The organism is Thalassotalea montiporae, from assembly GCF_053485855.1.
In genome coordinates this window covers 241392-260855 of sequence record NZ_JBQRUO010000001.1, presented here as the reverse complement: position 1 = coordinate 260855, position 19464 = coordinate 241392, and the positions used below count along the sequence as shown (strand labels likewise).

At 43.9% G+C, this 19464-nt stretch carries 20 protein-coding genes; 15 read left to right on the top strand and 5 right to left on the bottom strand.

The window, feature by feature from the left end; genetic code table 11:
- Positions 1-5: 5 nt before the first annotated feature.
- Together ACSLUR_RS01170 and ACSLUR_RS01165 are read left to right on the top strand one after the other, a co-directional pair.
- Positions 6-1439: a glutamate synthase small subunit GltD family protein gene (locus ACSLUR_RS01170; RefSeq protein WP_115998977.1), complete on the top strand. Its 1434-nt coding sequence runs from the start codon at positions 6-8 to the stop codon at positions 1437-1439.
- A gap of 424 nt (positions 1440-1863) precedes the next feature.
- Complete coding sequence (locus ACSLUR_RS01165; protein ID WP_448551048.1) at positions 1864-3600, top strand: sensor domain-containing diguanylate cyclase; 1737 nt, start codon at positions 1864-1866, stop codon at positions 3598-3600.
- Positions 3601-3643: 43 nt separating this feature from the next.
- On the opposite strand, the gene ACSLUR_RS01160 is transcribed toward ACSLUR_RS01165, so the two are convergent.
- Positions 3644-4456, bottom strand: coding sequence for a class II aldolase/adducin family protein (locus ACSLUR_RS01160; RefSeq protein WP_115998975.1), 813 nt, complete (start codon positions 4454-4456; stop codon positions 3644-3646).
- 255 nt (positions 4457-4711) lie between these two features.
- Between ACSLUR_RS01160 and ACSLUR_RS01155 the strand changes: the two genes are divergently transcribed.
- The 9 genes from ACSLUR_RS01155 to ACSLUR_RS01115 all read left to right on the top strand — a co-directional run bounded on the left by ACSLUR_RS01155 (position 4712) and on the right by ACSLUR_RS01115 (position 12714).
- Positions 4712-6529 carry a DUF885 domain-containing protein gene (locus ACSLUR_RS01155; protein WP_448551046.1) on the top strand — a complete coding sequence of 606 codons (1818 nt, stop codon included), beginning with the start codon at positions 4712-4714 and terminating at the stop codon, positions 6527-6529.
- 99 nt (positions 6530-6628) lie between these two features.
- A complete protein-coding gene (locus tag ACSLUR_RS01150; protein ID WP_448551044.1) occupies positions 6629-7516 on the top strand; it encodes a prenyltransferase in 888 nt (295 codons plus the stop codon).
- Between the two features lie 170 nt (positions 7517-7686).
- Complete coding sequence (locus ACSLUR_RS01145) at positions 7687-8316, top strand: dUTP diphosphatase (protein ID WP_448551042.1); 630 nt, start codon at positions 7687-7689, stop codon at positions 8314-8316.
- A gap of 129 nt (positions 8317-8445) precedes the next feature.
- Positions 8446-9093 (top strand): DUF2726 domain-containing protein, encoded by a 648-nt coding sequence (locus tag ACSLUR_RS01140; RefSeq protein ID WP_448551040.1) that lies wholly within the window; start codon positions 8446-8448, stop codon positions 9091-9093.
- Positions 9094-9254: 161 nt separating this feature from the next.
- The gene (locus tag ACSLUR_RS01135; RefSeq protein WP_448551038.1) at positions 9255-9788 is read left to right on the top strand and encodes a type II secretion system protein; all 534 of its coding nucleotides are present in this window, start codon (positions 9255-9257) and stop codon (positions 9786-9788) included.
- A 48-nt stretch (positions 9789-9836) separates the two neighbouring features.
- Positions 9837-10547 carry a 5'-methylthioadenosine/S-adenosylhomocysteine nucleosidase gene (mtnN, locus tag ACSLUR_RS01130; RefSeq protein WP_448551036.1) on the top strand — a complete coding sequence of 237 codons (711 nt, stop codon included), beginning with the start codon at positions 9837-9839 and terminating at the stop codon, positions 10545-10547.
- Entirely contained in the window at positions 10547-11518 is a 972-nt protein-coding gene (locus ACSLUR_RS01125) for a cobalamin biosynthesis protein CobD/CbiB (RefSeq protein ID WP_448551034.1), read from the top strand. The genes mtnN and ACSLUR_RS01125 overlap by 1 nt, the downstream gene beginning before the upstream one ends.
- Before the next feature lie 158 nt (positions 11519-11676).
- A complete protein-coding gene (locus tag ACSLUR_RS01120) occupies positions 11677-12075 on the top strand; it encodes a rhodanese-like domain-containing protein (RefSeq protein WP_448551032.1) in 399 nt (132 codons plus the stop codon).
- Between the two features lie 9 nt (positions 12076-12084).
- Positions 12085-12714 (top strand): trimeric intracellular cation channel family protein, encoded by a 630-nt coding sequence (locus ACSLUR_RS01115; protein ID WP_116015251.1) that lies wholly within the window; start codon positions 12085-12087, stop codon positions 12712-12714.
- Positions 12715-12783: 69 nt separating this feature from the next.
- Here the strand turns inward: ACSLUR_RS01115 and ACSLUR_RS01110 are convergent, their stop codons facing one another.
- The 4 genes from ACSLUR_RS01110 to tyrS all read right to left on the bottom strand — a co-directional run bounded on the left by ACSLUR_RS01110 (position 12784) and on the right by tyrS (position 15842).
- Positions 12784-13113: a ribonuclease E inhibitor RraB gene (locus tag ACSLUR_RS01110; protein ID WP_448551030.1), complete on the bottom strand. Its 330-nt coding sequence runs from the start codon at positions 13111-13113 to the stop codon at positions 12784-12786.
- A 145-nt stretch (positions 13114-13258) separates the two neighbouring features.
- Positions 13259-13915 (bottom strand): hypothetical protein, encoded by a 657-nt coding sequence (locus tag ACSLUR_RS01105; protein WP_448551028.1) that lies wholly within the window; start codon positions 13913-13915, stop codon positions 13259-13261.
- The gene (locus ACSLUR_RS01100) at positions 13905-14522 is read right to left on the bottom strand and encodes a DUF4136 domain-containing protein (RefSeq protein ID WP_448551026.1); all 618 of its coding nucleotides are present in this window, start codon (positions 14520-14522) and stop codon (positions 13905-13907) included. The genes ACSLUR_RS01105 and ACSLUR_RS01100 overlap by 11 nt, the downstream gene beginning before the upstream one ends.
- A 120-nt stretch (positions 14523-14642) precedes the next feature.
- The gene (tyrS, locus tag ACSLUR_RS01095; protein WP_448551024.1) at positions 14643-15842 is read right to left on the bottom strand and encodes a tyrosine--tRNA ligase; all 1200 of its coding nucleotides are present in this window, start codon (positions 15840-15842) and stop codon (positions 14643-14645) included.
- A gap of 168 nt (positions 15843-16010) precedes the next feature.
- Between tyrS and ACSLUR_RS01090 the strand changes: the two genes are divergently transcribed.
- From ACSLUR_RS01090 to ACSLUR_RS01075, 4 genes are all read left to right on the top strand, one after another.
- Positions 16011-17444: a peptidoglycan DD-metalloendopeptidase family protein gene (locus tag ACSLUR_RS01090; protein ID WP_448552953.1), complete on the top strand. Its 1434-nt coding sequence runs from the start codon at positions 16011-16013 to the stop codon at positions 17442-17444.
- A 10-nt stretch (positions 17445-17454) separates the two neighbouring features.
- The gene (locus ACSLUR_RS01085; protein ID WP_448551022.1) at positions 17455-18594 is read left to right on the top strand and encodes an anhydro-N-acetylmuramic acid kinase; all 1140 of its coding nucleotides are present in this window, start codon (positions 17455-17457) and stop codon (positions 18592-18594) included.
- A gap of 190 nt (positions 18595-18784) precedes the next feature.
- On the top strand, positions 18785-18976 hold the full coding sequence (locus tag ACSLUR_RS01080) for a hypothetical protein (protein WP_448551020.1): 192 nt from the start codon (positions 18785-18787) through the stop codon (positions 18974-18976).
- Positions 18977-19215: 239 nt separating this feature from the next.
- Positions 19216-19410: a (2Fe-2S)-binding protein gene (locus ACSLUR_RS01075; RefSeq protein ID WP_448551018.1), complete on the top strand. Its 195-nt coding sequence runs from the start codon at positions 19216-19218 to the stop codon at positions 19408-19410.
- The last annotated feature ends 54 nt before the right edge of the window (positions 19411-19464 follow it).

The window sequence follows — 19464 nt, the reverse complement described above, 5'->3', positions numbered from 1 at the left end:
GAATTATGAGCAAAAATGTTTATCAATTTATCGATGTAAAACGTATCGATCCGCCAAAAAAAGCTATTGAACAGCGAAAAATTGACTTTGTGGAGATTTATCAACCACTCAGTAGCGACCAAAGTAAAGGCCAAGCAGATCGTTGTTTAGACTGCGGCAACCCTTATTGTGAGTGGAAATGTCCAGTTCATAACTACATTCCACAATGGTTAGAGCTAGTCACCGAAGGCAAGATCTTCGAAGCTGCTGAGCTTTGTCATCAGACCAACAGCTTGCCTGAAATGTGTGGCCGAGTTTGTCCACAAGATAGGCTTTGTGAATCTGCCTGTACGCTAAATGATGAATTTGGTGCGGTCACTATCGGTAATATTGAAAAATACATTACCGATACGGCCTTTGAGCAAGGTTGGACACCTGACTTGTCACATGTCGTTAAAACCGGCAAACGCGTTGCCATTGTTGGTGCTGGCCCTGCTGGTCTTGCCTGTGCTGATGTATTAACACGCCACGGTGTCGACTGTGTAGTTTACGACAAGCATTCAGAAATTGGTGGCCTGCTAACTTTTGGTATTCCAGCGTTTAAACTGGAAAAAGACGTTGTTATTCGCCGTCGCAAAATATTCGAAGGTATGGGCATTGAATTCAAACTAAACACTAATATTGGTGTTGATATTGAATTCGATACGTTATGCCAAGAATTCGATGCGGTATTCCTAGCTATGGGTACTTATACCGATATGGAAGGTGGCTTCGAAAACGAGCAAGCCAGTGGCGTTTACAATGCGCTCGACTTCCTCATTGGCAATACCCAGCACATTATGGGTATTACTGAGAACGTAAAACCTTATGTGAATTTCGAAGGTAAAAAAGTTGTTGTGCTTGGTGGTGGTGATACCGCCATGGACTGTGTCCGCAGTTCAGTGCGTCAAGGGGCAAGTGAAGTTACCTGTGCCTACCGTCGTGACGAAGCGAATATGCCTGGCTCACCACGAGAAGTGCAGAACGCGAAAGAAGAAGGCGTTAACTTTGCCTTCAACTTGCAACCACTTGATATTGCGGTCGACGAACAAGGCAATGCAATTGGCGTGCGCTTTGTTAAAACCCAACTGGGTCAGCCAGATGCAAACGGCCGCCGCAGCCCAGAGCCCATTGAAGGCTCAGAGTTTGTGATGGAGGCTGATGCCGTTGTTATCGCATTTGGTTTCTTACCTAGCCCGCCGCAGTGGATGAAAGACGCGGGTGTCGAAGTAGATGCACGAGGCCGTGTAGTCGCCACAGACAATAGCGAATTTGCCCTGCAAACGAGTGCAAATAATATCTTTGCTGGGGGCGATATGGTACTTGGCTCTGACCTTGTTGTAACCGCTATCGACCAAGGCCGAAAAGCCGCTATGGGCATTTTGGATTTTGTTTACAGCGAGCAAGTTATCGCGATTTAACAAGAAGACCAAAACGCTTCACCAGCAAAGCGAAAAACTAAGGGTACGCGACTTATTACTTAATGAGTCTAGCGTGCCCTTTTTTTATGCGTTTTGAACATGTATACCAATTTGATTAATTATTTAGTCTCTCAGAATGACATAAGCAGTATTAGAACAAACGAAATTTATGACGATATAGTCGTTCTACATCAAGTGAATTTTGTGCAGTTATCATGCTGCTTATGCATTCCCAAGGGCGAGTTTTAAAGGCTCATATACTGCGTTATGTCATTTAACAAGGGAATAACCATTCTCTGCATGACAAGCCTTGTCTATGAGCCTTAAAATTCTCGCTGAGTGATCAAATAATTATTCAAGTTGGTATTATCAACAACTAAAAGTGCTATAGTAGAGCGGCGTATCGAGGCAAGAGATGTAATGCGTGCAGCAACCTAAGCAACAAAATATCCGCGCTATTACCCTTATCACCACCTTCATGGGTGCAGTGATTCTATTGTCTGTTTTTGCCCTAAAACAAATTAAAGCAAGTACCACAGAGCAGATCAGAGACAACTTGCAAACCCTATTACTGACGGTACAAGAGGCCCATCACATACTCGTTGAGCAACGTCGTTTTGCCGTCTCTAGCATTGCAGAAACAGCCGCGATCGTAGCCGTATCCAAGCGAATCCTAAACGAATACCACAGCGGCTTTCCACTTGCAGATAGCGAAAATCTGCGAGCGTTTAGGCAATTTATTCTGCCTATTATTCGCAAGTTTGGCGATCAGGGCTTCTTCATCATTGCTCCTGATTACGCCAATATCGCAGCAATGGATAACAATAGCTTAGGGCGTGAAAACCTTATTGCACGCCATAAGCCAGAGCTGCTTGCTAAAGTTTTTAATGGTGAAACCACTTTTATTCCACCGATTAAAGCCGATAAAGAAGCAGCGACAATGTTTATCGTTGCCCCTATGCTCGACAGTCAACAACAGGTTATTGCCGCTCTGGCGCTGCGCATCAATCCGAGAAGTTATTTTTCTAGCGTTACCACCATTGGTCGCATTGGTGAAACGGGGGAAACCTATGCCTTTGACAAGTCAGGCACTTTACTCACCGAAAGCCGCTTTGATCAGCAACTGCGCGACCTAAACATTATTGGCAATAATCAAAGCAGCAGCTTTAACGTACTTATTAAAGATCCCGGCGGCGACTTAACACAAGGCTATAAAGCTAAGCTACATTACAAACAACGCCCCCTTACGCTGATGGCAGCGCAAGCGACACAAGGTAAAAGCGGCACGAATACCGAAGGCTATCGAGACTATCGCGGCGTACCTGTAATGGGCGCTTGGATTTGGGATCATAAGTTTCAATTTGGGATTGCAACGGAAATTAACGTAGAAGAGGCGTTAGAGCCCTACTACAAAACCCGCAACACTTTTATTCAAGTATTGAGCATATCTCTGGTCATGGTGCTCTTGCTGCTCAAATTGATTTTTCATTTACAGCGACAACATCGCAATCGGATCGAACAAACCAATGCTGAGCTTGAACAGCGGGTGCAAGAGCGCACCGCAGATTTAGAAAAAATGCAAAAAGAGCTGTCGGAAGCCAATGAGGAGCTGGCGATGCTAGCGATCACCGATAGTTTAACGGGGCTATACAATCGCCGCCACTTCGACAATCAGTTGAGCTTAGAATGGCAACGGTGTTTACGTGACAATAAATCGTTGGCAATTATTTTGTTCGACGTCGATCATTTTAAACAATACAACGATCATTACGGCCATTTAATGGGTGATATGTGCTTGAAAAATATCGGTAGTTTGCTGAATGTTTCTGATATTACCAAGCGTCCAAGTGATATTATTGCGCGTTACGGCGGAGAAGAGTTTATTGTCATGCTGAGCAATACAGATCGCGACTATTGTACTCAAGCCGCAAATGCAATCTGCCAAAAAATACGTGATTTAGCCATTCCTCATGAATATACAGGTAAGTCATCACAAGTGGTGACCGTTAGCGTCGGGTTTATCATTTGTGATAATTTGGAATCATTAAGGCCAAATCAGCTAGTCAGCCGCGCTGACATTGCCCTTTACAGCGCTAAAGATGCAGGACGAAATCAAGTCGTGGAATATCACGACGACCAACGCATTGCCAGTCGCCGCTAACAAGCTTTAGCAATAGTTTTAGCATTCGCCAAAGCTATAAGCTCTAATTTAAAAAGCTATCATCTAACGCAAGCGCTTGTGCGTACATTGGTTGATAATTGCCCCAAGTCACATAATCGGAGCCATTCACTTTTTGCGTTTGTGCTGCTACTTGCTCTGGGATCAAGGTTAACTCACCCGCCCCTTGTGCTAATAATTGGCTGTGGCAACAGCTATCCATAATCACGAAGTTCGCCGTTGCAGCATCAACCGACTTGCCAACAGTAAGCAGGCCATGGTTTTGCAATATCACACCGGCTCCTTGCCCTAGCGCCTCAGCGATTAAATCACCCTCTTCAGTAACCGCTACAACGCCAGTAAACTCTGTAAATACGCCATGATTGTTATAAAACATACAAGCGTCTTGGGAAATTGGCGCCAACTTAATGCCCAATGAAGCAAAAGCTCGCCCGTATGTGGTATGGGCATGAGCAACAGCATTCACGTCTGGGCGCGCTTCATGGATGCGTGAATGAATAGCAAATGCCGCGTTGTTGATGGCGTAGTTCCCTTCAACAATATTTCCCTTGTGATCAACACGAACTAAATCTGACGCTTTAATTTGCGAAAAGTGCACAGCCAATGGGTTGACCCAAAAGGTATCAGGCTCAACGGCATCACGTACGGTAATATGCCCTGCCAACCCTTCATCAAACCCCTTCATTGCAAATACGCGAAATGCTGATGCTAAACGCTGCTTATCATATTGACGCTGCGCCATTTTATCTTCAAACACTGGTGGTTTAGGTACACCAAATTGCTGGCTACCACGCGTCATATTTTCGATATTCGCTTCTGGCTTTACTAATTCACTCATTTCTCGCCCCCAGGAGTTTTTGCCTAAAGCAGCTAGGCTGCTAGTGTATTGTTAAAATACTAGTTATTCGTCAGACAAATACCAATGATATAAATGAATAGGAGTTTATAAGTTTGATGCATGACTATACCGTTGAATTTATTCTGTCATGCGAGGGCTAACTCGCTGATATTTATGTACTCAAGGCAATGCAAAATGCTAGGCTAAGTTGGCTAGACTCAAAAGAAGTATAAAAAACCAATAAAGAGTAAAACCATGATAAAAACATTCTTTAAACGCCTATTGCTAGGCCTGCTGGTGATACTGATCGCCGCAGCAGCCTTTGCCACACATGAATGGAAAGCAGAAAAACCATTTATGTTTCGCGCTTTTCTGGACCGTACGCTGATCCAATTTGCTTTTGAAAGCCCTGAAACGCTAACTTCACTTGGCTTTTTAGAATCACTTGGCATCAAAGGACACAATGCCAAACTCGATGACAACAGCCCTCAAAGCACTGATGAACTATATGAAAAGCTGCCAAAGATCAAAGAAGTACTTTTAAGTTACGATGACGACAGCTTGTCAGAAAGCGATCAGTTGTCAAAAGAAATCACCTTGTATTTACTCGAGTTTGGCGAGCAATCTGAGCCATTCCGCTACCACAACTACCCTGTTAATCAATTGTTTGGTGTGCAAAATGGCTACCCAAGCTTTATGGAAGCACAACACCAAGTGCATAGCGTTGAAGATGCAGAAAATTATCTCTCACGACTTGAAGCCGTACGTGTTAAATTTGCACAAACATTAGCGGGTATTCAGCTTCGTGAAGAAAAAGGCATATTACCGCCACGCTTTGTTGTCGACCGCGTACTCGATGAAATGACCACCTTTGTCGCGACACCAGCACAAGAAAATATCCTTTACACTTCGTTAAGAACCAAGCTTGATGACGCTGCAGATGTTAGCGAGCAAGATAAGAGCCGACTTCTAGCCAGTGCAGAGCGCAATATTGTCGATTATGTTTACCCTGCCTATGATTTGTTTATAGAGTATTTTGAGCGCATTAAGCCGCGTACAGGTGAAGACGCGGGATTCTGGCGATTACCTGACGGCGACAAGGCTTACCAAGCCGCATTAAAGTTTTTCACCACCACAGACTACACTGCCGACGAAATTCATCAGATTGGTTTATCGGAAGTAGCGCGCATTCAAGCTGAAATTCTCGCAATTTTAGCGAGTGAAGGCTTCGATACCAGCCAAGGATTTAGTCAAGCAATTGAAGCACTCGCAGCAGATGAGCGCTTTTATTATGAAGATAGTGACGAAGGTCGCGCACAAATCCTGAAAGACTATCAAAAAATTCTTGATGAAATTGAAGTTGGCATAGATAGCGCGTTCCGCATTCGTCCAAAAGCTGGGATGGAAGTTGTTCGTATTCCTGAGTTTAAAGAAAAAACTTCGCCAGGCGCTTACTACCAGCAACCGGCGATCGATGGCTCTCGCCCCGGCCGATTCTTTGCCAACCTATACGACATCAAAGCAACGCCAACTTACAGTATGCGTACTTTGGCCTACCACGAGGGCATTCCAGGACACCATTTCCAGATTGCGATTTCAATGGAACTAGAAGGTTTACCCTTTATCCGCAAAATCTCGCCATTTACAGCCTACACTGAAGGTTGGGCGCTTTACACTGAACAGCTCGCATGGGAATTAGGTTTCCAGGAAAATCCGTTTGATAATATTGGTCGCTTGCAAGCAGAGCTATTTAGAGCCGTTCGCTTAGTAGTTGATACTGGCATTCATGCCAAGCGCTGGACCCGCGAACAAGCCATTGATTATATGAAAGCGAATACTGGTATGGCGCAGTCTGACGTTGTCTCAGAAATTGAGCGTTACATCGTTATGCCAGGCCAAGCAACCGCTTATAAAGTAGGGATGATGAAAATCCTAGAACTTCGCGAACAAGCGAAAGAAGTATTGGGCGACCGCTTTGATTTGCGCGATTTCCATGACGTTGTATTGAAAAATGGTGCGGTGCCACTGGATATTTTAGAGCGTCTGGTACAACAATATATTGAGAGCACTTAACACTTTAATCCTCAGATAAGTTTTTGATTAAAGGCTAGGGCATCATTGGATGCCCTTTATTTTTCCATAACCTGACTAACCGAACGTGAGAGCACTGTGATGGAGCAAGTCAAAGCGGCGTTCATGACCATGCGCCCACCTTTTCTGTTGTTAACACCAATCTGTATTGGGTTGGCAGCAAGTATGGCAATGGATCATGGTTATGGCATCAATATTCTTGTCCTTTCTCTAATTTTCAGTTGTGCACTGTTAGCACATATTGCCGTCAACACCCTGAATGAATACCTAGATTTTCAAAGTGGTTTAGACCTAGCAACGAAACGCACACCCTTTAGTGGTGGCAGCGGCGCGCTCGTCGCAACTCCCAGCGCGGCCAACTGGGCTCGTAACATTGCCATTACCTGTATAGTGCTTATTGTGCTCATAGGCGGTTACTTATGTGTTACTCGCACTTGGCTATTACTGCCGCTTGGCCTGATTGGCTTAGCTGTGGTAATTCAATACACACGTACCCTCAACACCTTGCCTTGGCTATGTTTTATCTCACCGGGTGTTGGCTTTAGTTTGATCATTACGCTGGGAAGTTTTTTAGCACTGACCTACACAATAACATTAGATGCGCTGTTAATTGCAGGCATCACTTTTTTTCAAATCAACAACCTTTTATTACTGAATCAATTCCCTGACACAGAAGCAGACGCAGCTCATGGCCGCAATACCCTGCCCATTCACTATGGTGCCACCATAGCAACCGTGATATTGCTTGTTTCTACACTTTCTTCGTTCGCGCTCATTGCAGTATTAATCCAATTCAAAATATTGCCCTTAAATGCCTATTGGGCGCTTGTTACAATGCCATTGGCAATTGTTAGTTGTATTGGTGCATTTATTTATGGCTTTGAAATTGGCAAGCGGCCAGCCTATTTAGCGTGTAACGTTATCGTGGCATTAGTCACACCAACAATACTCGCTATTAGCCTGTTGTAACGACTGTTGCCCAGATTCCCATTGGCAAGATAATATTGCTTAATGGAAGTGCAAACGTGCTAGATAAAGCTGAGCTTTCCGCCAGACAAAACCTTCAAAAAGTTGCATGCAATACACGGCTTAGGCACACTATAGCCTTTGATTTTAAAGACTTCATAAAAGAGATAGTAATGAGCACACAAACAGTCGCGACCACTCAAATAAGCCAAATGCTGGCCATGCAAGATGCGATGAATAGCCGAGTAAGCGAGACTTGGCGCGAAAATGGCTACGAATGGTACCGTGCCATTTGGGTTGAGTGCGCAGAAATGCTTGATCATCATGGCTGGAAGTGGTGGAAGCACCAAGAAATTGACGTTCCACAAGTACAACTAGAGCTCGTTGATATTTTTCATTTTGGTTTAAGTTTGCGTTTGATGACAGGTGCTAGCGTTGATGACATTGCATCATCGCTTACCAATGAATTAGCAACAGCTAGCGAAGAAACAGACTTTAAACTCGCGCTAGAACAGCTTGCTTCAGCAGCTGTAAGCCAACGTGAATTTAACGCCCAAGCGTTTGCCGACTGCATGCGTTTAATGGACATGAACTTAGACGAGTTATTCCGTCAGTATGTCGGTAAAAACACCCTGAACTTCTTCCGCCAAGATTATGGCTATAAAGAAGGCACTTACATCAAAGTGTGGCACGGTAAGGAAGACAACGAAGTATTAGCTGACGTTGTGAGCAAGCTTGATAGCAGCGCGAACGACTTCCAACAACAGGTTTATGATGCACTAGCAGCAAACTATCCAAGTTAGTTTGCCTTATTCAAGAGCTAAGTAGTATTAAACGAATAAAATAAGCTCCACCAAAGATCTCTGGCACGTATTCTGCTTTAACAGGTTTATAAAGAACCCCGTCAAGAATTTGAATACTTGGAGATGTTTATGGAGCTTATCCTTTTTGCCCTAATCAGTTTAATTGCAATTGTTGCCGTATTGGCTAGCCGATTAACGGATAACAGCTTTCCATTCCCATTTGATAGCAAGCCAGCTGTATACACAGCCGCTGAGAAAAACTTTCTGACGCTTGTCGAAAGTGCCCTTGGCCCTGAATACCGTGTGCTTAACCGTGTAGCCCTAGCTGACATTGTCAATATTCGTCGCGGTGTCTCGAAAAAAGCCACACAAGCTGCGCTGAAAAGCGCCAACAATAAATATTTAGACTTTGTTATTTGCCAACGTAGCACAATGAAACTACTAGGCGCTGTTGACCTAGTAGACACTAACGGACGCGGTTATAAAGTGAAAAAAGATTGGTTTGTTAGCGGCGCGTTAGAAGCGGCTTCCATTCCACATGTGCGTATCAAAGTTAAGCCTAATTACACGGTTGAAGAAATTCGCGCTTGTTTAGGCAGTAAAGTGCTTGGTCGCAGTGTAAAAACAATGCCGAAAGTCAAAGGTCGCGTTATTCCTGCGCCAATGGTGAAAGCACGTCCAAGAAATGCTGGGGTTATTACAGCCAATGCTGCCAAAGAAATGGCTGCTCAAACACCATCTCTAGCCACACCATCAATGGCGGCGATGCCCCACTAAATTGGCTTTAGTTAGTTCACTTAAACTAGCTTTTAAACTAGCCCTTAAAATTTCACTTTTTCTAGCTAGCCCAACTCTACCTCAACAGCGGGCTAGCTTTGCTTTGCCCCTTCAAACTTGATAATCTTGCGCCCACTTATCGTTGTTAAAAAGTTGTAATTATGAAATCACGCCATCAGGGTTTTACCCTTATCGAACTTGTTGTTGTTATTGTTATTCTTGGCATTTTAGCCGCCGTTGCTGCGCCGCGTTTTATTGATCTTGCCTCTGACAGCCGCGAAGCCGTTATCGAAGGGGTAGCCGGAGCCATCGCTTCAAGTTCATCATTGGTTGCAGCCAAAGCACGCGTTGACAATATAGAAGACGGTAATATTACGGTAAACGGTAGCAACGTTGCGATCGAGCAAGGTTATGCCAGTGGTCACTGGGCTAACGCATGGCAATTCTTACTTAATGTTGGTCAAAACATTACTTTTACCAACCCTACTGCAGAGTGCACCATTAATGACTTGTGTGGTGTTGGTAACCAAAACACAGCCCCCAACTTAGATTTCACACCAAGCCCAGCCAGTAGCAACGGCTTGATGTTGGTTTGGCCACAAGGCTACCGATTAGCTGACGCCTGCTACGCTTATTATTTCAACCCTAAAACGGGTGCTGAACCACGTATTGGCACAGTTACCAGTGGCTGTTAATGTGTAATGGCGTATAATCGCGCTAACTATTTTTAACCGAGATTTCCGATGAAAGCAGGTATTATTGGCGCAATGGAGCCAGAGGTTGCCATTTTAAAAGCAGCCTTAACTAACCCAACAACAACCCAACACGGCGGCTTCGAATTTCACGAAGGACAGCTAAACGGGCACGATGTAGTTATTGTTCAATCTGGTATAGGTAAAGTTGCCGCAGCACTAGCTACCGTTTTATTGATCGACAAATTTTCGCCTGATTATGTGGTCAATACGGGCTCTGCGGGTGGTTTTGAACAATCACTTAAAGTGGGTGATATTGTTGTTAGCTCTGAAGTGCGCTATCACGATGTTAATCTTATAGCTTTTGGTTACGAAATTGGCCAATTGCCAGCTAACCCAGCCGCTTTTATTCCGCACCCTGCATTGGTTGAAGCAGCAAAAGCTGGGATTAAAAAACTGGATAATATTAATGCGCTAGTTGGCTTGATCACAACGGGTGATACCTTTATGACTGCCGATGAAGATATCGCTAAAGCACGTGCCAATTTCCCAACTATGGCAGCAGTTGAAATGGAAGGTGCAGCGATTGCACAAACTTGTCACAAATTTAATGTGCCATTTGTGGTTATTCGCTCGATGTCTGATATTGCAGGCAAAGAATCTCCAACCTCATTTGAAGCCTACTTGGAAACCGCGTCTGTTAACTCATCTGAGTTAGTGATCAATATGATCAACTCACTAGAGGGCGTGACTCTTAACTAATGGACTGGTTAGCCGCAATACCACCACAATTTGAAAGTATTGTTTTACTGTTGGCGGTATTACTGGTTAAGCGTGTGCTGCAAACCATTGCAGCACATAACCCTTGGCAATTTTTTCAATTCTTTTGTTTGCAACTGGCTAACAAAGTCAACAAAGCTGAAAACGGCCAAAGTCAGCAAAGCATTTCAGGCTTTGTCGCAGTTATCGTTACCTTCACGCCATTGTGGGTAATCCTATGGTTATTTGCCGATTTCGTTGCGATTCCAGAGCTCTGGCAAGGCCTATTGCTGTATTTTGCGCTTGGTTCATTAACGCTTGTACCCAATGCGAAAACGATTTCTAAAGCACTGCGCACTGGCGATAATTATAAGGCCAAACAAACCCTTAAACGGCTTGTACTGCGAGACACCAGTCAGCTTTCTGCCATGGGGTTGTCCAAGGCGACCATTGAAGCGCTGATTATCAAACACATGCAACTTACGGTCAGCGTCATTGCGATTTATCTTGTGGGCGGCGCACTGGCGGCTATCAGTTATCGCTTACTGTTGGAAATGCACTACGCTTGGAACCCTAAACGCAGCAACATGATGCACTTTGGCGGCTTTGTAAATGCGCTATCACAGTTGATTACGTGGTTGCCGAGTCGACTTTTCCTGCTCGCCGGTTTGTTGTTATCTCTTGGCCAACAATCAACCCTATTGTGGCGATTAACCTTACCGAAAATATTCCAATTAAATAATGATGCTTTACTGCAGTTTTTTGCCATTGCACTAAATACCAAGTTAGCGGGTGTGGCTATGTATGAAGGTAAAAAATTAAGACGCGTCGAGTTTAATCCTAAAGGCCGCGCGCCAGATATCAATACGATTAGTCAGGCTTACCAATTTATTGGCCGTATCAATACCCTACTGGTTATCTTAGTCGTTAGTTATTATGTGTTTGCTTGGGCAGCGAGTCAAAGCCTGAGCTAATTTGCTATTACCTGCATGCCATATACTGTTCGTGAACGTATCATCGCTATAATTAAGCTGAGTAAAGTTATGCGACATAGCGTCATACGTAAAACTTGAGCGTCATAACCTAAGCTTTAAAAACTAGAAAATACTTTTATCTGTTACTAGGGGTTCAAATGAATAAGTTAGCAGCTAGCCTGCAATTGCTACTTGTTACCGTTAGCAGTTTTGTCTGGGCATCTGAGCGGCCAAGCGTGTCACAGGCACACGTACTAAGCTTAGTCAATGCACCGCTTACCAGTGGCTATACGCTGCTAGATGTGCGCACCGCAGAAGAATTTAAAACTGGCCATATTCAATCGGCAATCAATATTAGCCATACGGAACTGGCCAATACTCTCGCTTTACTGCCAAGTGATAAGGCAGCCAACATTATTGTTTATTGCCGCTCTGGTAGACGGGCGGCAGTTGCTGAGCAATTACTTCGCAAACAAGGTTATACCGATATTTGGCATTTAACTGGCGACATTATTGCGTGGCAGGCTAACGGTTTACCGCTGAAAACTGTGGAGTAACAGGATTAAATGACCGAGTTGTTATTCTGGCTAGATATATTTGGTACGGTTGTTTTTGCCCTTTCCGGCGCACTGATGGCAGGACGCTTTAAACTCGACCCATTCGGCGTCATTGTGCTTGCTGCCGTAACAGCGATAGGCGGAGGCACCATTCGCGACATCATTCTTGATGCGCCCGTGTTTTGGCTGGCTAACAGTTACTACCTATGGGTGATCTGCTTAACGGCGCTGTTAACCATTTTATTTATTCGCCGCCCCAAACGTATACCGACACGATTTTTATTAATAGCCGACGCCTTTGGCTTGGCGCTCTTTGCTGTGGTTGGCACGGAAAAAGCTTTATCGCTGGGGGCACCAATTCCTGCGGCAGTTGTTTTAGGCACAATTACCGGGGTAGCGGGTGGTATGATCCGTGATGTCTTGTGTAATGTTATTCCACTAATTTTACGACAAGAGATATACGCAACTGCTGCCATGTTAGGAAGTAGCTTGTTTGCCCTGCTCTCTTGGTATGGCCAAGATCACACTCTGACGTTGATTGCCGCGATTCTGACAACACTCTTATTGCGCCTAGCTGCTATTTATTGGCGAGTATCTTTGCCAGCCTTCCATATTCGTGACAAAGATAACGATAGCTGATTAGCGATAGGATTTGGCCTAAACGTCGTGAGTGCTGCTAATCACACACGACGTATTAACGAAAAACAGCTAGGCTTCAATACCCCAGCCGTCGTTGTAACCACTGAACTTGGCCGCAAGTTGCTCAAATTCGGCTTCTTGGGCGACGATCCCTTCATAGCTTGGTACCATACGCACCGTACAGTCAACGTCCCAAACATTCGGCGTTTCATCAGGATGAAGCTTTACTACCATATCTGGCGCTACTGCTTGTAGGTGAGCAACCAACTGCTCCGCTTGCGCTTTTTGCTCGAATAATTGAAAAAACACAACATCATGCATTTCATTTAACTCAATGCCTGCTTGCTGCATTTCCTGCAGGACATTACCCGTTTCATCATTGGGGAAAGACATAGTCATTACACTGTTATCGGAAGATGTTCGGCATTATACCCAAGCCAAAAGAAGATGCGAGCATCACTTGGTGACAATAGTTTATTGAAAATAGCTTAGCGGTAGTGGCTTAGTGAGTTCAATAATGTGTTTAGTCGGGGTCGTAAGTGTTCTATTCAATGGAACACATATTGTGATGGCAAGTAAGTGAAAGCTCGCTAATTCGCTCTTCACATTCACTGTCATTTTGGCTGAACGTTTGCACAAATTGCGCTTTACTTAACATACTTTTACCTATGGTATTCACGGCGACAACGCAACCGAGCTCGATAGAGCTTGTATCAACAAAACGGCATTGACTAACATCTTGGCAAACTAAATTATTCAATATGGTCTGTTTCGCTTGTTCTAACTGGCGCAAGCGCGCTAGATCTTTTAATAGCTGTGCTTTCACCTTTGCTTCAACCTCGCTTTCTGCGCTCTCCTCACCACCTTGAGTGGCCAGCGTTAGTTGCGACTGTTCAGGTTCAGGCAAAAGCTCAGTGGTAGGCGAAATCTCATTAGTCAATTCAATTAAAGGCGTTGTAGACTCAGCATGTGGTGGTGCTGTCACTACCTGCTGGGCGCGCGGGCGTGTGGATTGTTGATCATGTTGAGATGCTTCTATCAATGCTCTGGTTTTACGTTCATTTTCTTTGAGCATGTAGCCTAACGCCAATAACACGCTAGTCAGCAAGGCTAGCACCACACAAGCAATAATTAACCATCTAAAAATTGCCTGTTGTAAGGTGTTTTGTCCCATCCGATCACCAGAAGATCTAAGTGGCATGCGAGGTAATCCATTGTTGAGTTTGGCTAAATTGCTTGAGCATTGCCGCGACCGCAAAGCTAATTTTTGCATTCACCTCAATACTGGTGTCTTTCTCGTTCAGGCCAAGTGGGTAGTTCGTTCGCCAAATAGAGCGTCGATGTTTAGGCTGAATCACATCAATCACTAAACTTCCCGCTTTGATATCGAGTCGCTCGGCACGCGTACCTGTTTTGCTATTTGTTAAACAGTATGAACAATAGTTAACACCACGGTTGTAGGTTTTAAAACTACGAGCACTGCGACGCACAACATAGTAGGTTAAGATCACATCTGCTTCGCTGCTGTCTTTAAACGCGAAACCTTGGCTATCCATTGCTTGCTCTATTGCCAGCTCAATACCATTACGCAGACTATCGCTGATTAGCTGCCAGTCGTTAAATTCGTCATTACGCTGGTACAAGCCATAGCTTTGCACTTGGCTAAAATCAAAAATCGGCTGATATTTCACAATGGCAATTTTAGGTTGTGAACTGCAAGCAGTTAACAATAAAAAAGCGCTAAACCAGCACAAGCGGCGAGTAAACTTAGTGAAGTGAAAAAAGCGTTTAAGCGAGCTGATTCGCATAGATTAGTGTTTATTATTTAACGACTCTTGTCAGTTAGCCTACCGAGTGACCAAGAAAATACAAGCATAAAAAAACCAGCAAACTTGCTGGTTTTTTTAAATATCAGTAAGGCTGATTTACTACGCAGTAGTCACACGTGCAAATTTGCGTTTACCGACTTGGTAAACAGCCGTGGTACCGCTTGCAACTTGTACTTTATTGTCTGCTACTTTCTCGCCATCAATTTTCGCAGCGCCTTGCTTAATCATCCGCATCGCTTCAGAGGTACTAGCCACTAAGCCCGCTTCTTTAAGTAAGTTGGCGATGGCGATTACACCGTCGGTAGTGGCAACGGTTAGCTCTGGCATTTCGTCTGGCATCGCACCTTTTTGGAAACGGTTAATGAACTCTTGGTGAGCAGCATCTGCCGCCGCTTGATCGTGGAAACGTGCGATAATTTCTTTCGCTAATTCAATTTTTACGTCACGCGGGTTCGCGCCATCTGCGATTTGCTGTTTGAATGCGTCGATTTCTTCAATCGGCTTAAAGCTTAGTAAGTCGTAGTAGCGCCACATCAAATCATCAGAAATTGACATGATCTTGCCGAACATTTCCGTTGGCGTGTCGGTAATACCAATGTAGTTACCTAACGACTTAGACATCTTCTGAACGCCGTCTAAGCCTTCAAGTAATGGCATCATCAATACCGTTTGCGGGCGTTGACCTTCCACTTTTTGTAGTTCACGACCCATCAATAAGTTGAACTTTTGATCGGTACCACCAAGCTCAACATCAGCTTCAAGTGCTACAGAATCCCAACCTTGAACAAGTGGGTACATAAATTCGTGAATGGCAATTGCTTGGCCGCCTGCATAGCGCTTTTTAAAGTCATCGCGCTCCATCATACGTGCGACGGTTTGGCGTGAAGCCAGTTTTAGCATGCCCGCAGCACCTAACTTTTCCATCCATGTTGAGTTAAATTCCACACGTGTTTTTGCAGGATCAAGAATCTTAAAAACTTGCTCTTTGTAGGTTTCAGCGTTGGCAAGTACATCTTCTTGCGTTAACGGCTTACGAGTAACGTTTTTACCCGTTGGGTCACCGATCATGCCAGTGAAATCACCAATAAGGAAAATGACTTCGTGACCTAACTGTTGGAACTGACGTAATTTGTTGATCAGAACCGTATGACCTAGGTGCAAATCTGGAGCTGTTGGATCAAAGCCTGCTTTAATTTTTAATGGTTTACCTTGCTTAAGCTTTTCTAACAGCTCATCTTCTAGCAAAATTTCTTCGGCACCACGTTTAATTTCAGCAAACGCTTGGCTGACATCAGTCATGTAACTCGCTCCACATCGGTCAATATTATTCATCAATAGGTCGCCGATTCTACTGTAAATTAGGGGCTGGATAAAACCCTGTTACTGTTTAAGCTGTATTTTTTTGTTATAGTGGCACAATTGTTTTTGTTCCTAGTTGATCACTTGAGTAGTAGCCAATTGAAAAATATAAAAAATTTATATTTATCACTGCCTAAACAGCACAAGGTAGTGATCAGCGTAGTGTCCTCGCTACTTGTACTGTCGTTGCTGTTGCCATCAGAGAAAGCAACCGCCAGCAAACAAACACCTGCATTGGAAGTTGGCAAACGTTATCAAGTTACCGCGCTAGGTGTTGCAGAAGTCACAGCGAGTGAAAAAACACAGGGCATTACTCAAGAAAATCATCAACAAAGCACTGAAAAGAGTTCAAAAAACACTCAAACCTCACCTACTGAAACACTTGCTAACAATTTACACCAAACCACTGTTAAGCAAGAAATTGAAGCACCAGAGCCTAAAACGCCGGAATTAAAATGGCAGACAGCAAGAGTTAAAAAAGGTGATTCACTGGCTAAGATTTTCAAGCGTGCTGGCCTAAGTGCGCGCACCACTTATGAAATTGATAAAGCAGCCAAACAGCTCAAGAAAATTAACGTTGGTGATACCCTACGCTTAGGTAAAAACGAGCAAGGCGAATTAGTGTCATTGGCTTATCCTCTGTCGAAAATCAAAACCTTGTACGTTGAGCGTATTGACGATAGCTACCAAACTCGTACTGAAGAAAAAGCAGTTGAAGTACGTGAAACCTTTGCGCATGGCATCATTAATTCAAGTTTTTGGAATGCTGGTATCAGCGCTGGCTTAGACGATAACCAAATTATCTCGCTCGCCAATATTTTTGGTTGGGATATCGATTTTGCGCTAGATATTCGCAAAGGCGACAGCTTTCACGTTGTTTATGAAAACCGCTATGTTGACGGTGAATACATAGGCCCTGGTAAAATTCTGGCGGCAGAATTTGTTAACCAAAACGAAGAATTTAAGGCTATTCGCTTCACTGACGACGAATACTACACGCCGGAAGGCAAAAGTATGCGCAAGGCATTTTTGCGAGCGCCAGTTAATTTCCGCTATATCAGCTCTAACTTTAAGCCACGCCGTTTCCACCCGATCCAAAAACGTTGGAAAGCGCACAATGGCGTAGATTACCGAGCTTCAACGGGCACACCGGTAGTTGCGGCAGGCAATGGTAAAGTCACCCACTCGACTTACAACAAGTACAATGGCAACTATGTATTTATTCAACATGGCGACGGTATCGTTACTAAATATCTACATTTCTCTAAGCGAGCGGTGAAAAAAGGCCAACGCGTTAAGCAAGGTGAAGTCATTGGATACGTTGGTTCAACCGGAATGTCACAAGCACCACACTTGCACTATGAATTCTTAGTTAACGGTACGCACCGTAATCCGCGTACGGTTAAACTGCCAGATGCAAAACCGATCGCGAAAAAGTACAAACAAGCATTTGCTGCCGTTGCACAAAAGCGCATTCAAGAGCTTAATGGCTCAAAGCAAGCGTTATTAGCCATGCAAGGCACCAACAGCAACAACGGCTAACTGGCTGACAATGACACGTTATTACATTGGTTTAATGTCGGGTACTAGCGCCGACGGCATTGATGTTGCCCTTGTCGATTTCAGCCACGGTAAACCAGTACTTGTCGCTAGCCATTATCAAGCCTATGACAACATAACCCAGTCGCAAATCACTTCGCTTTATCTCAGCAGTGATAATGAAATAGAGCGAATGGGACGCCTGGATAAAGCGCTTGCTAAACAATTTAGCAGTGCGGTAAAAACGCTGCTTGCCAACGCAAGCCTTGATGCAGAGCAGATCATAGCAATAGGTAACCATGGCCAAACCATTCGCCATCGTCCGTCACTAGCGAGCCAAGCAGAAACACACCCTTTTACCTTACAAATTGGCTGTAGCCAAACATTAGCCTGTTTAACTGGGATACCGGTGGTTGGTCAATTTCGCTTAAAAGATATTGCACTTGGTGGCCAAGGCGCGCCGCTCGTACCGCCATTTCATCAATTTCTTTTAGCAGGCACACCAGCGGCAAATAATCACAATGTTATTGTTAATATTGGCGGAATCGCCAACCTAACTTACTTACCGAGCAATAACCAAGATGTTCAGGGCTATGATACAGGCCCCGGCAATTGCTTACTCGATGATTGGTACCAACAGCATCATCAAGACAGTTATTTTGATAAAAATGGCGAATGGGCAGCTTCAGGCGCTTACAATCAAAAATTACTAAACACCCTGCTAAGTGACGACTTCTTCAAACAACCCGCACCGAAAAGTACGGGGCGCGAAGTATATAACCTCGCATGGTTAAATAAGCATTTGGACAACCAAGCGCACAAACCAGAAGACGTACAAGCAACCCTACTTAAATTGACGGCGCGAACTATCGCTGATCAAATAAAGAAACTTATCGCGGGTTCAACACAAACTTGCGCAGTTTGGCTTTGTGGCGGTGGTCGTTTAAATCCAACACTTCAACAGGCGTTAGCAAAAGAGCTTGATAGCGTTTCTGTTGCTGCAATAGAACTACTGGAAATTGATGGCGACCAACTCGAAGCAATGGCATTTGCTTGGCTTGCCTTTGCTTATATCAACCAGCTGCCTAGTAACATGCCGGCCGTGACTGGCGCTGAAAAAGCAACCACACTAGGTGCACTATTCTTACCTTAGCCACTAATTTTTAAGCACTTTTTAAAAACACTCCGAAAAACTAGCAAGCTACTGATTTACTTCTATACTGGTAATTCGCCTGTTTGTTTTTTATACAAAACTGAACATGAATTGTGATCTGGGAACTATCAGCAGAACGTTTAATCTAAACATCTGCGGTATATCTCAACTTTTCTTTTTAGGAGGAACAATGGAGTTTAACGATATTCATATAGGCATGAAGTGCGGCAGTAAGAAAGGAAGTGGCACCGTAACATGGATAGACAGCTCTACACGTACCGTATACATAGCTGACACCGACAATAACAGCAGTTTTGAAGTTAATTTTGAGGAGTTAGTTGAAGACCCTCAAGTCCACAACAAACAGGATATTTATTATTAGCGTAATCAACCTCGATTGTCCGTTTTCACTAGAGAAGCCTAGTTAACGCAATGTTAGCTAGGCTTTTTTGTTACCTCAGTTTTTCATACCAGTTGAGCTAGCTGCTAAAAGCTTCAGAAATTAAAAATCCTTTAATGCTAATAGCTTAGAAATTCCGCTTAAATTACTGCTTGATCACAAATCAAATAATAACTATTATCACTTGCGTTTTTATATTCCAGATCATTTAAGAGGTACCGATGTACGTTTGTATCTGCAAAGGCATTACAGATAAGCAAATCAAACAAATGGTTATCGAGCAAGGTGTAGGTTCAATTCGCGAACTTAAACAGCAGCTTGATATTGCCTCGCAATGCGGTACCTGTGTGAAACTTACCCAACAAATTATCGACAATACCATCGTTGATGAAAGCCTATTTAAAGATGTTGGCTAACTAAAACAAGCTGCTATCAATAACCTAATTGATAATCATTATTTTTAACAAGTC